The sequence below is a fragment of the Pseudomonas sp. HN2-3 genome (assembly GCF_020691745.1).
In the GTDB taxonomy this organism is placed as follows: Bacteria; Pseudomonadota; Gammaproteobacteria; order Pseudomonadales; family Pseudomonadaceae; genus Aquipseudomonas; species Aquipseudomonas capeferrum.
Window position 1 is genome coordinate 5,184,222 of record NZ_CP085704.1, and the last position, 15,783, is coordinate 5,200,004.

12 protein-coding genes are annotated in these 15,783 nt (G+C 63.2%); 2 read left to right on the forward strand and 10 right to left on the reverse strand.

Going from position 1 to position 15,783, the window contains the following annotated elements; translation table 11 throughout:
* Position 1 precedes the first annotated feature (1 nt).
* The 4 genes from LJX93_RS23535 to LJX93_RS23550 all read right to left on the reverse strand — a co-directional run bounded on the left by LJX93_RS23535 (position 2) and on the right by LJX93_RS23550 (position 5,947).
* Positions 2–766, reverse strand: coding sequence for a DotI/IcmL family type IV secretion protein (locus tag LJX93_RS23535; RefSeq protein ID WP_095063844.1), 765 nt, complete (start codon positions 764–766; stop codon positions 2–4).
* Complete coding sequence (locus tag LJX93_RS23540; protein ID WP_095063969.1) at positions 756–1,022, reverse strand: hypothetical protein; 267 nt, start codon at positions 1,020–1,022, stop codon at positions 756–758. The genes LJX93_RS23535 and LJX93_RS23540 overlap by 11 nt, the downstream gene beginning before the upstream one ends.
* 866 nt (positions 1,023–1,888) lie before the next feature.
* Positions 1,889–4,282 carry a TonB-dependent siderophore receptor gene (locus LJX93_RS23545; RefSeq protein WP_033701660.1) on the reverse strand — a complete coding sequence of 798 codons (2,394 nt, stop codon included), beginning with the start codon at positions 4,280–4,282 and terminating at the stop codon, positions 1,889–1,891.
* Positions 4,283–4,399: 117 nt separating this feature from the next.
* Positions 4,400–5,947 (reverse strand): MFS transporter, encoded by a 1,548-nt coding sequence (locus LJX93_RS23550; RefSeq protein WP_227696472.1) that lies wholly within the window; start codon positions 5,945–5,947, stop codon positions 4,400–4,402.
* A 176-nt stretch (positions 5,948–6,123) separates the two neighbouring features.
* On the opposite strand from LJX93_RS23550, the gene LJX93_RS23555 reads away from it, so the two are divergent.
* Complete coding sequence (locus LJX93_RS23555; protein WP_227696473.1) at positions 6,124–6,987, forward strand: LysR family transcriptional regulator; 864 nt, start codon at positions 6,124–6,126, stop codon at positions 6,985–6,987.
* Between the two features lie 130 nt (positions 6,988–7,117).
* On the opposite strand, the gene gabP is transcribed toward LJX93_RS23555, so the two are convergent.
* From gabP to LJX93_RS23570, 3 genes are all read right to left on the reverse strand, one after another.
* Complete coding sequence (gabP, locus tag LJX93_RS23560; protein ID WP_033701666.1) at positions 7,118–8,509, reverse strand: GABA permease; 1,392 nt, start codon at positions 8,507–8,509, stop codon at positions 7,118–7,120.
* A gap of 379 nt (positions 8,510–8,888) precedes the next feature.
* Positions 8,889–10,244, reverse strand: a complete 1,356-nt coding sequence (gene gudD, locus LJX93_RS23565; protein ID WP_033701667.1) for a glucarate dehydratase — start codon at positions 10,242–10,244, stop codon at positions 8,889–8,891.
* Positions 10,245–10,263: 19 nt separating this feature from the next.
* Positions 10,264–11,616: an MFS transporter gene (locus LJX93_RS23570; RefSeq protein ID WP_033701668.1), complete on the reverse strand. Its 1,353-nt coding sequence runs from the start codon at positions 11,614–11,616 to the stop codon at positions 10,264–10,266.
* A gap of 256 nt (positions 11,617–11,872) precedes the next feature.
* Between LJX93_RS23570 and LJX93_RS23575 the strand changes: the two genes are divergently transcribed.
* Complete coding sequence (locus LJX93_RS23575; RefSeq protein ID WP_033702574.1) at positions 11,873–12,574, forward strand: FadR/GntR family transcriptional regulator; 702 nt, start codon at positions 11,873–11,875, stop codon at positions 12,572–12,574.
* Positions 12,575–12,732: 158 nt separating this feature from the next.
* Here LJX93_RS23575 and LJX93_RS23580 read toward each other — a convergent pair whose 3' ends face one another.
* The 3 genes from LJX93_RS23580 to LJX93_RS23590 are packed head-to-tail and all read right to left on the reverse strand — an operon-like array spanning position 12,733 to position 15,652.
* Positions 12,733–13,494: an ABC transporter ATP-binding protein gene (locus tag LJX93_RS23580; RefSeq protein WP_033701670.1), complete on the reverse strand. Its 762-nt coding sequence runs from the start codon at positions 13,492–13,494 to the stop codon at positions 12,733–12,735.
* Positions 13,491–14,552, reverse strand: a complete 1,062-nt coding sequence (locus LJX93_RS23585) for a FecCD family ABC transporter permease (RefSeq protein WP_033701672.1) — start codon at positions 14,550–14,552, stop codon at positions 13,491–13,493. The genes LJX93_RS23580 and LJX93_RS23585 overlap by 4 nt, the downstream gene beginning before the upstream one ends.
* Positions 14,549–15,652: an ABC transporter substrate-binding protein gene (locus tag LJX93_RS23590; protein ID WP_414004130.1), complete on the reverse strand. Its 1,104-nt coding sequence runs from the start codon at positions 15,650–15,652 to the stop codon at positions 14,549–14,551. The genes LJX93_RS23585 and LJX93_RS23590 overlap by 4 nt, the downstream gene beginning before the upstream one ends.
* Positions 15,653–15,783: the final 131 nt, after the last annotated feature.

A 15,783-nucleotide genomic window follows, 5' to 3' on the forward strand; every position in this document is an offset into this window, starting at 1 on the left:
GTCACTTCCTTGAGATATACGGCGACAGCTGAACAGAATCGACGGCGATCCCTTTGGTGTTAGTGGCCGAAGCCGGAATCTGAACGATGGTGACAGCCGCCAGGAAGTCCTGGCGCGAGCGCGCCTGCTGGTCACCACCGACATAGAATTCGATGGCGACAGGCACCTGTACCAGCCAGTAGTTCTGACCTGTTGCGAGCACACCGCTTTCTTCGACCTGGGCAACTTGAGTCGCCATGGCACGCAATATCATCCGGCCCTTGAGCACGCGCTCCAGGTTCCCCGAGTCGTCCAGCGTCTTCAGGAAGGCCTTGCGCCCGTCATCCGTGTACCAGCGGGCACCGGCGGCATTGAGGTTGGAGCGGTAATTCACATAGTCGTAGGAATACGAATTGACGACGGCGTCTTTGGCGTACTCGGCCAAGGTCGCAGGGGTGACCCGTGGGTTGCTTTCAGTCGAGACTTCACAGATGGCGTGGTTATCCGTGGTCGGGATCCAGCGGTACTTCGGGTACCAGAAAACGACGGCGCCGATGGTCAAGCCGAATACGCATGTGAGTGCCAACAGTTGGCCCCAGACGCGCTTGTTACGGCGCTTGAGGTCGAGGCACTCCAGCTGCAGACGCTTGACTTCCCGGACGGTAGCCGCTGCCTCCCCGGGCGTTTCGTCCAGCGCCAGCTCCAGCAGCTTCTCTTCATCGGTGCCCCGACGAGCTTCCGGCCCATCGCCACTCGGGGTTCCGTGCTGGGTTTCCTTACTCGACATTCCGGATTTCCCCTGTCGTTCCGTCGTAAATGCAAATCGAGTCGGTTCCGTCATAGAACACGACGTTTTCAAAATTCGTTTGTGTCACGAGCCAGATGGCGGCGACCGCTACACAGGGGAGCAAGGCCATGCAGGCCCACTCACCGACATCTAGCAGCACGCAGAGCATTCGGTTGTAGCGGCGCAGCGCGCGTACATCCACGTCTTCGCTGGACCTGCTGCCCCATGATGTTGTCGTTGACTCGAGTTCATCCATATCTCGCTCCGTGAGCAGCATTTTCAGCCAAAACTTAGAAAGGTGCAACACCGAAATTTTGACAGATAGGGACAATCCTTGCAATCCGCGACGTATTTTTGCACGCCTCTGTTACCCCTTCATAAACCCTCATGCCATTTCTGGACCACCCGTCATGACGCCTTGACCATGGGAAAGACAGGGTTATTCATAGCTGCGCACTGCCGCTAAAAGGCAATAAATACCTGATTTCAAAGGGTTTTATTCATCGGCAAGACCATAAGGTGCCGCACCCCTTAGGCGAGGGGGCGCACCATCAGAACACCACTTTGAAAAATGCGTGGCAGGACTAATCTTTCGATCTATACAGCCTAGTCATTCATGAGCGTTCAGAATGCCGGGCAGGCGACCGAGCAGCGCTGGCGCAAGGGCCAGGCCGACAGGATGGCGGGCAGGGTGAACAGCAGATTTCGCAACATATCCTCCATGACAGGCCTGGATCGTGGTCCAGACCTCTCCATAAACCCTGTACGGACACAGGGTATTTCGCGTTTAGAGTGTGATCGTTCAAGGCTTGAAGTTCGCCCTCGACCCGGTCTGTCCATCCTGCTTTCAAGCGCGCCTGGGGCCGCTACGATGGACCCTGCCGAGGGTCGGACGGCGATTTTCCACTATCCATTCACCTTTATGCGATAGGGGCCTTTTGCCATCAACTTGCTTGATTGACCCCTAGCCACCGCGAACGTTGCGTCGCAGCCCAAATTTTCTGGCTTAAATTGTTGAACGAGCGGGTAAAAATAATTGCATTACGCCACCTCTGGGCAGCCTGGCTAGCGCATCAGGCCGCTTGCTGGCCCGCCGCGAGGCGGGCCTCACAAAAGCCCGCCTTACCAGTTGTAACTCAACTTGGCCGTGAACTCGCGCCCCGGGTTGTAGTAGTTCGCCGTGCCGGAACCCACCACATGCTGCTCATCAAACAGGTTGCTGACATTCAGGGCAAGGTCGGTGCCCTTGGCAATCCGGTAGTTCAAAGCCGCATCAAACAACGTGGTCCCATCGCTCTTCTTGGTATTGGCAGCATCCATGTAATACGCGCCAACATACCGCGCGCCCAGGCCGACGCTCACGTCCGTGTCAGGAATGCTGTAGTAGCTCCACAACGACGCCGAATGCTTCGGCGCGGTGGTAAATTCCTTACCCTTGAGCGACGAGCCGTCATACAACGCCCCGCGCAGCACTTCGGACTCCATATACGAATAAGCCCCGATCACGCTGATGTTCTGCGTCACTTGCGCCTTGGCTTCCAGATCAAGGCCGCGCACGCGGGACTCACCCACCGTCTGCTGCTCGATGATGCCGCTCGGTAGCACCACGGCGATGGTGACGTTTTCCTGGGTCAGGTCATAAATGGCAGCTGAGAACAACGCGTCCATGCCCATGGGCGAATACTTGATACCCACTTCGTACTGCCGGCCGGTCTGCGGGGTGACGCCGACCTGGGGCGGCGAGACCGATTCGACCATGCTCACATAGGTCGAAACCTCATCGTTGACGATGTAGGTCAGCGCACCGCGGTAAGAGGTTTCGGAGAAGTTGTCGCTTTCACTCCCCACCGCGCCGATGTACTCCTTGCTGGACAGCTCCATGGAGTCATTACGCACGCCCGCAGTGGCGATGACGCGGTCGTAGAACGACAGGTTCTGCTGCAGGAACACCGCCTTGGTCGTGGCGTCATTCTTTTTGCGGGTATAGGGCGTGATGCCGCCTGGCACACCGGTGAATACCGGGTTGGCGATGTCGATCGAAGGCGCCAGGCCATAGACGGAGCTTTGCTTGGTGGTCGAGTCCAGATATTCCACACCCACCAGGGTGCTGCTGTCGACGTGCTCGAACTGGGCATCGTACTGCAGCATCAGGTTGCCGTTGAGCTGGTCGGCGTCGCTGTCGGTACCAAACACGTAGCGTGGAATGGTGGTGCCAACGCGCGTCGGGCTATCGCTGAGGTAGGCGTAGCCAAAGTCATCGCTCAACTCGCTGTAACGCAGGTTGCTGCGCAGCACGAAGCCGTTGTCGAAGTCGTGGGTGATGTTGCCGCTGAGGCTGGTGCGCTCGACGTTGTGGAAGTTGTAGCTGGGCTCACCGTAAAAATCGCTGCGGTCGTATTCCTTGTCCAGCGGGTAACCACCGCTGTTCGGCGAACTGTCGGTCTTCAGGTAATCCAGAATCACGGTGGCCGAGGTGTAGTCGGTGGGCGCCCAGGTCAGGCCACCCATCACGAAGCGGTTGTCGTCCTGGGAATGGTCGTACTCGCGGTCGCTGTTCTGCATCTTGGCGGTGAAGCGGCCGGCCAGGGTTTTTTCGTCGTTCAGGGCATCGCCTACGTCGATGCCTGTTTCGGCATGGTCATAGGAGCCGTAGGTCACATAGCCTTGGCCAAACTGCTCGAAGCGCGGCTGTTTGGTCACGAAGTTTACCGAGCCGCCTGGGTCTGCCGGGCCAAACAGGGTGGAGTTGGCGCCGCGCAGAATCTCGATGCGCTCGTAGGCGAACGGGTCTTCACGCACGCCGCGCATCGAGCTCAAGGTCAGGCCATCGCGGTAGGTCGTGGCCTGGAAGCCGCGGATCTGGAAGTAGTCGTTGCGGTCGTCCGAGCCATAAAAGTCGCTGATGACGCCGGGGGTGTAGAGCAGCGCCTCTTCCGTGGTGCTGACACTGCGCTGCTCCATTTCCTTGCGGGTAACCACAGACACGGACGCAGGTGTGTTGAGGATGCTGGTGGCGACCTTGCCTCCCACCCAAAGCTCCTTGGCAACCACCGAGTCGGTGTCGTCGTCAGCACTGGCCTTGACCTTGGCATTGATGATGACCGGCGCAAGGCGATAGTCCTCGGTCGCACCCAGTTCGAGCGGGCCGGCAGGCTTTACTTGCGGGATCACCAGGTAGGCGTTCGGGCCTTGCTGCTGCGCCTGTAGCTCGGTGCCCTGCAACAACGACGACAGGGCTGCCGGTGTTTCAAGCGGGCCTTGTACGCCTTGGGACGTGCGGTCGGCGATGCTCTGCGCATCGTAGGAAAGGCTGACACCTGCCTGCCGCGCAAAGCGGTCAAGCGCCGGCGCCAGCGGGCCGGCAGGGATGCTCCACTGCTGCAGCTGGCTGTTGTGATCAGCGGGCGACGGTTGCGCAAGCGACGGCAATGCATAGCTGCTGACAACCAACCCCAGGAAGGCGCCGTGCAAGGCTCGATTCAAGGGGTGGCGCTGGGGAACCGGGGTCGAACTCATTTTCTCGCTCCGTGGAGTGCTGGCGGACTGGCCTGTATTCCGGCCTTCCCTACAAGCCGAACGAGAATGAGAAAACACCTCATTTATTTTCACAACATTGTGCAAAAGCCGCCGGCCCTATAACTGCCCGTCCGCCACCAGCGCATCCTGCAGGGAGGGCAGTGGCCGGCTCAGCAACGTGCCGACCAATACCGCGAACAGCAGCGCCGCCACACCTGCGGCCTGCAACACTGCCTCGAACCCACCCATGAACGCCTGGCGGGCCAAGGGGGCCACTGCCTCCCGCAAGCCGGGCTCAAGCACGGCCAACGCCGCCTGCAGGTCGCCCGCCGCAACCCGCGTGGCCATCGCGGCAACCTGGCCCAGATGCGCGGGCGCCACGGCGGCCATCGAGTCGTAGAGCAATTGCCCGCTACGGGTAGCCAGTACACCCCCAAGCACACCGATGGCCAGCACAATCGCGCCGAACCGCGTGGTGGTACTCAACCCCGAGGCCATGCCGGTGCGCTCACGCGGCACGCAGGCCATGATGTTCTTCTGCGTATCGCCATTGAGCAGGCCTGCGCCCGCGCCCAGCACCAGGCTGGCCAGGGCAAAGGCGGTGTAGCCGCCGTAGCCTGCGGCCCAAGCACACAGCAGGTTGCCCACCCCCACCAGCACCAGGCCAAGGGTAAACACCTGCGCCGGGCTCAAGTGCGCAGCCAGGCGCATGCCCAGCCGCGGGGTCAGCAACATGGCCACGGCAAATGGCAGCATGCCCGCACCGGCAGCCAGGGCCGACAGTTGCAGGCCGTTCTGCAGGTACAGCGGCAACAGGGTCATCATGACCTGGGCGCAGGCGGCGTAGGCGAACATGCCCAGCAAGGCACCGACGAAGCGCCCGCTGCGCATCAGCCGCAAGTCGATCATCGGCCGCGCCTGGCTGCGCTCGACCATGATGAACAGGCCGAACAGGAACGCGCTGATCAGCATCCGCCCCAGGGTCTGGGCGCTGCCCCAGCCGACCTGGTTGGCGTCGATCATTGCCCAGATCAGGTAACCCAGGCTGCCGGCGAACGTCAGGCTACCCCACGGGTCGAGGCGCGCTGCGGCGCTGTCGCGCGAGGGCTCGACGCTGCGCAGCACCATCACTGCCAGCACTACCACCAGCGGCAGGTTGATGTAGAAGATCCAGCGCCAGCCCAGGGTGCTGGCAATCACCCCGCCGAGCAGGGGTGCGAAGGTGATGGTGGCGCCCATGCAGGCGCCCCAGAAGGCCCAGGCGCTCAGGCGTTGCTGGGGTTCATGGAAGCGATGGCCGATGGCCGCGAGGGCCGCTGTCAGCAGCATGGCCGCGCCGATGCCCTTGGCGGCCCTGGCCAGGTCAAGGAACATCAGGGTGGGGGCGGCGCCACAGGCCAGCGACGCGGCGCCAAACACGGCCAGGCCGATAAGCAGCATGCGCCGCCGACCGAAGCGGTCGGCCAGGCTGCCTGCTGGCAGCAGGCACGCGGCGAAGGCCAGCAGATACGCGCTGACCACCCATTCGATGTCGGCAAACGAGCCGGACAAGTCACGGGCGATACTGGGCAGGCTGACGGCAACGATGTTGGTGTCGAGGATGATCAGCGCACAGACCAGCGAGGCGGTGAGCAAGGTGAAGCGCGGGGAAGCGGTGATGGGCATGGCAAGGCTCCAGAAGCGGGCTGGTTGTCATGGGGCCCCTTGCTGTGTCACCGGCAACTGCCGATACCTTTGCCGCCACGCCACCAGCCTTGTAGTGTTGTCTTCACCTTAACGCCGTCAGCCCCGAGGCTTGTTAGCCCCCAAGGCCCGCGTCATTAGCTTGCAGGTAACACCGCATGGAAATCCGCCATTTCCGCTACTTCCTCTGCGTCGCCCAACACGGCCATTTCACCCGGGCTGCGGAACAGCTGGGCATCGCTCCGCCCACCCTCAGCCGGCAGATCCAGGACATGGAACGCGAGCTGGGAGTACGCCTGTTCGAACGCAGCCAGCGCGAGGTCAACCTCACCGCCGCCGGCCAAGCCTTGCTGATCGAAGCCGAACAGACCGTACGCCAGTTCGACGCGGCGCAACTGGGTGCGCAGCGTGCGGGCCGAGGCGAGAGTGGCAGCATCGAATTGGGCTATGTGGCCTCTGCTGCCTATTCGGGCATGCTGCAGCGGCAAGTGATCGGCTTCAGCGAAAGCTACCCCGGCGTGCGCCTGAACATCCGCGAACTGCCCATGGCCGAGCTGCCCGACAGGGTCAGCGACGGCCTGCTCGACCTCGCCTACGTGCGCTCGCCCATGGAACTGCCTGACACGCTGCAAGCCATCGGCCTGCACCAGGAAGGTTTTGTCCTCGCCCTGCCCGCCAGCTCACGGATCAACGAGCTGCCACAGATCCCGGCGGCACGCCTGGCCGGTGAAACCTTCATTCTTCCCGAGCAGATTTCCGGCACGCTGGAAGTGGCGGCACAAGGGGGGTTTGTCCCGCGACTGGGCCCGCAACCCGGTAGCCTGGTGGCGGTGATCACGTTGGTGTCGTTGGGCCAGGGCATTGCCGTGGTGCCGGAGTCGGTGGTGCAGCGCATCAGCTTGGCGCAGGTGAATTACCGACGCATTGCCGATTGCCAGGCCAGTTCGTGGCTGAGCCTGATTCATCGGCGTTTCGAGAAGGCGCCGGCGGTGGTCAGGTATATCGAAAAGGTGCGCCGCTGATTGGCTGTTTGAAGGGTGGTGGGGCGTCAGTGTTCGCCTCGGCATTTTCAGCGCCTGTGAGATCGAGCGCCGCCCGCGCGGCGCTCGATCTATGCACCACTACAAAACCCCAGCCAGGCATTCGTCCCCGTCACCCCACCGACCGCGCCGCCACCACCTGCGCATGCCCCCGCGAAGTGACGATCCCCAAGAAGGAAATCACAATCGCCAAGCCCAGTGTCGAGCTCACTTCCACCCGGTGCTCAGGCGTGTACATCATCACCGCCAGCGCCGCCGCGATGAAGATGATCACGGCCCAGGTCAACCACGGGAACAGCCACATGCGGAACTTCAGCTCGGTGTTCTCGCGCTCCAGCCGGCGGCGCATGCGCAACTGGGAGATGGCGATGACCAGGTACACCAGCAAGGCGATGGCGCCGGAGCTGGCCAGCAGGAACTCGAACACGCCCTTGGGCGCGAAGTAATTGAGCACAGCAATGGCCGCGCCGATCAAGGTACTGCCGAACACCGCAGAGCGCGGCACGCCGACTTTCGAAGTTTTGTTCAGGAAGGCCGGTGCATCACCGCGCTTGGCCAGCGAATACATCATCCGCGAAGCAATGTAGATCGACGAGTTCATGCAGCTGGTCACCGCCACCAGCACCACCAGGTCGACCATGAAGGCCGCGTTGGGGATGTTCATGATCTCCAGCGCACGCTGGTAGGAGCCCACCACCGCCAGCTGTGGATCGTTCCACGGCACCACCGAGATGATCACGAAGATCGACAGGATGTAGAAGGTACTGATCCGCCAGATCACCGAACGCGTGGCCTTGGCGATGTTGCGTGAAGGGTCGCTGGACTCGGAGGCGGCGATGGTCACAGCCTCGGTACCAATGAAGCTGAACATCACGGTAATGAAGGCGCCGATGACCGCCGACCAGCCGTTGGGCGCGAAACCACCGTGCTCGGCGATCAACCCGCTCAACCCGCTGACTTCACGGTTTGGCAACCAGCCCATCAGCGCCGCGAAGCCCAGGCCGATGAAGCCAAGGATCGCCGTGACCTTGAGAATGGCGAACCAGAATTCGAACTCACCGTACTTGGCCACGCTGAACAAATTGGTGCCCGCCAGCAGCAGCACCGAGGCCAGGGCGAAGATCCAGCTGTCCACCTGCGGGAACCAGGCGTTCAGCACATGCCCCGCCGCCAGTGCCTCGATGGGGATCACCAACACCCAGAACCACCAGTACAACCAGCCGATGGTGTAGCCAGCCCAGCGGCCGATGGCCTGGTCAGCGTAGGTGGAGAACGATCCGGTGTCAGGGTGCGCTACGGCCATCTCGCCGAGCATGCGCATGACCAGTACCACCAAGGTACCGGCCACGAAGTAAGAAATTATGGTGGCTGGCCCGGCCGCAGCGATCGCGTGCCCGGAGCCTACGAAAAGTCCCGCACCGATGATGCCCGCGATGGACAACATCGTTACATGACGTGGCTTGAAACCTTGTGCAAGGTTGCCATCAGATCCCACGGTGTTCATTGATCTTGTTCTCTTTTTGCTGACACAAGGAAGGACGGGGGCAGGCGTAGGCGAACAATATCTCCTTGAGAGGCCATCGAAATGACACGTCGCTCACGCGCTGTTGTTGACCTTTTGCACGCTTTCTGAGCAACACATCAGTGGAATTCGGGGTTCATTTAAGCCCCGTAAGGCGTAGGAAAATTACACGAGAACGTCCCGCAGGTGTGCGATCACGACAACGCTTTTCCATTCCCGTCAGATGTCGCGATTGGCATGTCCAAACGCGCCATCCGGCCGTCTGGAGCTATCGTTTTTCATTTGGGTGTGTATCGGCCATGCATGAAAAAACCCGCTCCCAAGCGGGAGCGGGTTTATCGGGGTAACGAACCGCCGTGACTCAGCGCACCAGGCAAGGCCGCTTGTTGTCGAAGCGCCAGCCCGGTATCAGAAACTGCATCGCCACGCTGTCATCGCGCGCGCCGAGCCCCATGTTGCAGTAGCACTCATGCGCCTTGGCCAACTGGTCCTCATCGATCTCCACCCCTAGCCCCGGCCGCGCAGGCACGCGCACCTGGCCATCGACGATGCGCAGCGGCTCACGCGTCAGGCGTTGGCCGTCCTGCCAGATCCAGTGGGTATCGATGGCGGTGATCTCGCCCGGCGCCGCTGCGGCCACCTGAGTGAACATGGCCAGGGAGATATCGAAATGGTTGTTGGAGTGCGAGCCCCAGGTCAGCCCCCAGTCATGGCACATCTGCGCCACCCGTACCGAGCCCTGCAAGGTCCAGAAGTGCGGGTCGGCCAGGGGGATGTCCACAGATTGCAACTGGATCGCATGGCCCATCTGCCGCCAGTCGGTGGCGATCATGTTGGTGGCGGTGGGCAACCCAGTGGCGCGGCGGAACTCGGCCATCACCTCACGGCCCGAGTAACCGTTCTCGGCACCGCAAGGGTCTTCGGCATAGGCCAGCACGTCGTGCTTGTCACGGCACAGGGCGATGGCCTCTTTGAGTGACCAGGCGCCGTTCGGGTCGAGGGTGATGCGTGCATCGGGGAAGCGCTCGGCCAGGGCGGTCACCGCCTCCATTTCTTCCTCGCCGCGCAGTACGCCACCTTTGAGCTTGAAGTCGCTGAAGCCATAGCGCTGGCGGGCGGCTTCGGCCAGGCGCACGACGGCTTCGGGCGTCAGCGCCGGCTCATGGCGCAGGCGGAACCAGTCATTGTCAGCATCGGCCTCGGCGCGGTAGGCCAGGTCGGTCTGCTGGCGGTCGCCGATGTAGAACAAGTAACCCAGCATCTTCACCGCTTCACGTTGCTGCCCTTCACCCAGCAGTGCGGCCATGGGCACGTGCAAGTGCTGGCCGAGCAAGTCGAGCAAGGCCGACTCGACGGCGGTGACCGCATGCACGGCGATGCGCAGGTCGAAGGTCTGTAACCCGCGGCCGCCGGCATCGCGGTTGGCGAACGCCTGGCGCATGGCATTGAGCACGCGCTGGTAATGGCCAATGGGCTGACCGACTACCAGGTTGCGGGCGTCTTCCAGGGTCTGGCGGATCATCTCGCCACCCGGCACTTCGCCCAGGCCGGTGTTGCCCGCGCTGTCGCGCAGCACCACCACGTTGCGGGTGAAGTACGGGCCATGGGCGCCACTGAGGTTGAGCAGCATGCTGTCGTGGCCGGCCACTGGGATCACGCGCAGGTCGGTGACCACGGGGGTGGCGGAGTGCACGGCGGGTGTCGTCTGCATGTTCATGGTTTTTATCTCGCAGTCATCAGTGGGTCTGGCCCAGGGCCGAAGGTGCCTTGAGCTCATCGGAAGGGGCGCCCTTGGGGCGGGTGCGGACGAAGAACACGGCGATCGCCGCCAGCACCGACGTCACCGCCAAGGCGTACAGGCCGCCCTGGATCGAGCCGGTCTGTTGTTCGAGCAGGCCGAAGGTGGTGGGCGCGACGAAGCCGCCGAGGTTGCCGACCGAGTTGATCAGCGCGATCACGGCCGCCGCGATGCGCGCGTCCAGGTAGCCCTGGGGGATCGGCCAGAACAGTGACGAGGCCGACTTGAACCCGATGGCGGCAAAACAGATGGCGACGAAGGCGAACACTGGGCCACCGGTGGTGGACATGAACATGCCGATGGCGGCGATCACCAACGCGGCGGCCACCCAGGCCTGCTGGAACTTCCAGCGGCTGGAACCGGAAGCGAAGGCGTACATGGCCAGAATCGAGATCAGCCAGGGGATCGAGTTGAAAAAGCCGACTTGCAGGTCGCTGAGGTCGCCCATGCGCTTGATGATGCTCGGCAACCAGAAGGTCGCGGCATAGATGGTCAACTGGATGCAGAAGTAGATCAGGCAGAACAGCACGATCTGGCGATCCTTGAGCAGGCTCCAGGCAGAAAGCTTGACCGCGCCGACCGCCTCACGCTGACGTTGCTCGCTGTCGATGGCCTGCACCAGCGCCGCCTGCTCGGCCTGGCTCAACCACTTGGCATCCTGCGGCTTGGAGTCGAGCCAGAAGAACACGAAGAAGCACAGCGTCACCGACGCCATGCCTTCGATGAACAGCATCCACTGCCAGCCGTGCAAGCCCAGCCCCTGAATCTGCATCAACGCGCCGGCCAGCGGGCCGGAGATCAGCGAGGCCAGCGCCGAACCGCTGAGGAAGATGGCAATCGCCTTGCCGCGCTCGGCGCCTGGCAACCAGCGGGTGAAGTAGTAGATCACCCCGGGGAAGAACCCGGCCTCGGCAACGCCTAGCAGAAACCGCAGCACATAGAACTGGGTTTCGGTCTGGACGAAGGCCATGGCCGTGGCCACCAGCCCCCAAGTGAACATGATGCGGGTCAGCCACAGCCGAGCGCCGACACGCTGCAGCAGCATGTTGGAGGGCACTTCGAACAGTGCATAGCCGATGAAGAACAGCCCGGCGCCAAACCCATAGGCCGCCGCACTGATGCCCAGGTCGCTTTCAAGGTGGGGGCGGACGAAGCCGATGTTGACGCGGTCGAGGTAGTTGACGATGAACATGATGACGAACAGCGGCAGCACATGGCGTTTGACCTTGGCCACGGCGCTGGCCAGTGTGTCGCCGCCATTGCAGGCAGGCGGAGCGAGGGTGTCGTTCACTTTGCGGGTCTCCCACTAGTTGTTTTTATGCGGGTTGTCTGACATGACAGTGGGGAGAGCATAGGCTTCGCGAAGTTGTACGACAAGATCGATAAAGTCGCCAAAAAGGCAAAATACAAGCTGCCATAATGAGAAAATGCTGCGATCTTTCAAAAACAACTGCGCACAGCGCTGGCTTCAGTAGACTAAAAACCAGCAGAAATTAATTTTATGAATTAACTTGTCGTACAAGCCAACCGATAACACCGAGCCCACCATGGACACAGCACCCACCCGTGTTCGCGGCCACAGCCGCGCCCACGACCTGGTTTCCAGCCTGACCCAGCAGATTTTGCTGGGTACGTTCAAACCCGGCGACAAGTTGCCCTCGGAAAACACCCTGGTGCGCGAGCATGGGGTCAGCCGCACTGTGGTGCGCGAAGCCTTGTCGAAGTTGCAGGCCTCAGGGCTGGTGGAGCCCCGCCACGGTATCGGTACATTCGTGATCGAGCGCCAGCCCCAGGCAGGCCTGCGCGTTGGCGCAGAAAACGCCGCCAGCGTGCGCGACCTGCTGGAGCTGCGCATCGGCCTCGAAGGCCAGGCCGCCGCCCTCGCCGCGGTGCGCCGCAACGACGGGCACGTGGCACGCATGCGCCAGGCGCTGGACGACTATCAAGACCTGGCGGCCGCCGGCGACAGTTGCATCGAGGCTGACCGGCGCTTCCACCTGTTGATCGCCGAGGCCACCGGTAACCTGTATTTCAGCGAAATGATGGTGCAGCTTGGCAGCGGCCTGATCCCACGTAACCGCATGGCCCTGGCCGAACGTGCCGGGGCCAGGTTGGCCCGGCATGCGTACCTGGCCAACCTGGAGCATGAGGCGATTCTCAATGCCATCCGCCGCCAGGACCCAGATGCAGCGCGGGCGGCGATGTGCCTGCACCTGTCCAACAGCCGCGACAGATTGCTGCCCGAATGACCTTGTGGAAACCACCTTGCGGGCCTTTGTAGGAGCGGCCTTGCGTCGCGAAAGGGGTGCGCAGCGCCCCCGGCAATCTCTGCTGTGACATAGAACCTGGGGCTGCTGCGCACCCCTTTCGCGACGCAAGGCCGCTCCTACAAACCGCAGGCCGGGCGTCAGGCCAGCGCCCGATCCACCAACACCTGCAAGCGCCCCTGCGAGCACTGCTCGACCCGCGCCTCGACCCCATACACCTCGGCCAGCATCGCCGGTTTCAGCACATCCGCAGGCGCCCCACAGGCGACCACCCTGCCCTCGCGCAACACCACCAGGCAATCGGCCTGGCTGGCCGCCAGGTTGATGTCATGCAGCACCGCCACCGCCAGCAGCCGATGCGCCACTACCCGCTCACGCACCGCGCCCATCACCCGCAACTGGTAGTGCAGGTCCAGCGCACTGGTCGGCTCATCCAGCAGCAGTACCTGCGGATTGCGCGCCAGCAACTGCGCCAGCGCCACCAACTGCCGCTGGCCACCCGACAGGCTGTCGAGCGAGCGCTCGGCCAGGCCCTCGATGCCCAACTGCCGCAACGCCTCAAAGGCATGGCTGAGGAGGTCGTCACTGCCGCCGACACGCAACGCCGCAACGATGCTTTCCAGCACGCCCAAGGCAAGCCCCGGCGGCAGCTGTTGCGGCATGTAGGCCAGACGCCGGGCGCGCTCGGCAAAGCCCAGCCGCGTCACATCCTGGCCATCCAGGCGCAGTGTGCCCTGCATTCGCTCCAGCCCGGCCAAGGCCCGCAGCAGTGTGGACTTGCCCGCGCCGTTGGGGCCGACCAGCGCCACCAGGCTACCCGCCGGCAACGCAGGCAGCGTCACCCCATGCAGAATCTGCCGTGCGCCGTAGGCAACGCAAAGATGATCGATCGACAGGCTCACAGGCTTCTCCCCCGTCGAAACACCAGCACCACGAACACCGGCACACCCACCAAGGCCGTGACGATGCCCACCGGCACGATCACGCCAGGGAGCAGCAACTTGCTGGCGAGCGACGACAACGACAGCATCAGTGCGCCCACCAGCGCACTGGCCGGAAACAGAAACCGCTGGTCCTCACCCACCAGCAAACGCGCGATGTGCGGCCCGACCAGGCCGACGAAGCCAATGGTGCCGACAAACGCCACCGCAGTGGCCGACAACAGGCTGATGCGCAGCAACGAGGCCAGGCGCAGGCGCCGGGTGTCCACACCAAAGCTGCGCGCGCGGTCCTCGCCCATACGCAGCAAGGTCATCGCTGGCGCGGCGCGCAGCGAAAACGGCAGCAGCACCGCCAGCACCAGAGCCAGCAGGCCAAGCTTGTGCCAGTCGGCCCGCGCCAGGCTGCCCAAGGTCCAGAACACCAGTTGCTGCAGCACGTCTTCGGTGGCCAGCAATTGCAGCAGCGACACCAGCGCGTTGCAACTGAACACCAAGGCGATGCCAAACAGCACCAGGCTCTGCACACCGGCACCGCGCAGGCGCGACATCATCTGCAGCAGCACCACCGACAGGCAGGCGAAGGCAAACGCCATCACTGTCACCTGGGCGCTCGGCGCCAGCCAGGCAACCCCGAGCGGGTAGGCAATCGCCAGCGAAGCGCCCAGCGCAGCAGACGACGACACCCCCAGTGTGAAGGGGCTGGCCAGCGGGTTGTCGAGGATCGCCTGCATCTCGGCACCGGCCAGCGACAGCGCCGCCCCCACCAGTACCGCCATCAACGCGTACGGCAGGCGCACGTTCCAGATGATCACCCGCTCGGTGGCACTGAGCGTGGTCGGCTCGAAAATGCCCTGCAGCAAACGCCCCAGGCTCATGCCCGAGGCGCCACTGGCCAGGTCGCCCAGCACCGTCACCAGCAGCAACAGCGCCAGCCCCGCTACCAGCAACCCGCGCCGCCACAGCAGCCGGCGATAGTGCCAGGCGGCCAGTGCGGCGCCATCCTGAGCCAGTGCAGTCACTTGGCGTCGACCCAGTACTGGCCGTCCAGGCCGACCTTGAGCAGTTGGTTGATCTCGGCCAGGGTCGCCTGCGGGTCGAGGCCCTCGAAGCGCTCGGGGTGTACCCAGCGGGCCATGGCTTCGATGGCGAGGATGTTGAACGGCGAATTGTAGAAGTCATGCCACAGGCCATGCGCCTGGCCCGCCTGGATTGGCCGCAGTGGCGCGAATTCCGGCCGTGCGGTGATCTTGGCCAGGCTCTGGCGCGCGGTATCGAGCGACGCCCCAGCCCCCAGCAGCACGCCGGGTGCGCGGTTGCCGGTGGCGATATACACATCAGGGTCGGCCTGCAGCACGTATTCGACGCTCACATCGCCGAGCGCGCCCGGCACCACATCGGCACCAATATTATGCCCGCCCACGGCCTCGACCACGCTGCCCAGGCCGCTCTTGCCGGTGGTGTGCCCAGGCGCCTGCCAGACCCCGGCCAACAGTTCGAGGAAGACCTTGGGCCGCGCGTTGTCCGGCAGGCCGGCCACGCCCTCGGTCACCCGCTTCAGGTGGCGGTCATACAGGCTGAGGTATTGCTGGGCCCTGGCCTCGCGACCGAGCAGCGTGCCCAGCGCTTGCATGCTGACCCGGGTATTGCGGATGGGGTGTACACGAAAGTCGATGAACAGCACCGGTACGCCGGCTTTGGCCAGCAGGTCTGCCACCGGGCTGTGCTGGGTCGGGCCCTCGCCGGCAATGCTGAAGATCGCCAGGTCGGGCTTGAGCGCGAGAATCTGTTCAGCGCTGACGCTTTGCTCGGTGGCCTGGCCGATCAGCGGCAACTGGGTGATATGCGGGTACTTTTGCGCATACACCGCATAGGTGTGGGGGTCGAGCAGGCGCATGTCGTTCTGCCAACCCACCACGCGTTGGAAGGGGTTGTCGCGGTCGAGCAGTGCCAGGGCGAAGAACAACCGGCCCTCGCCGAGCACGATGCGCTGGGGCGCATGGTCGAGCTCGACCTTGCGCCCCAGCACATCGGTGGCTTGCACGGCACTGGCGGTCTGGATGAACGCCATCGACAACAGAAAAGGCAGCAAGCGCTGCCAGAGGCGGGGAAGTACGCACATGGGGGGCATCCTCTTCAAGAGAATCAGTCGCATCAGAAGCGGGGCATTCTAGCCAGCCGCCTGGTGCTACCCATGTGCGGGAATGTATCGGGTTGTAGGTCGCTCGTTACAAACGCCTTGTCGGCGCAGCA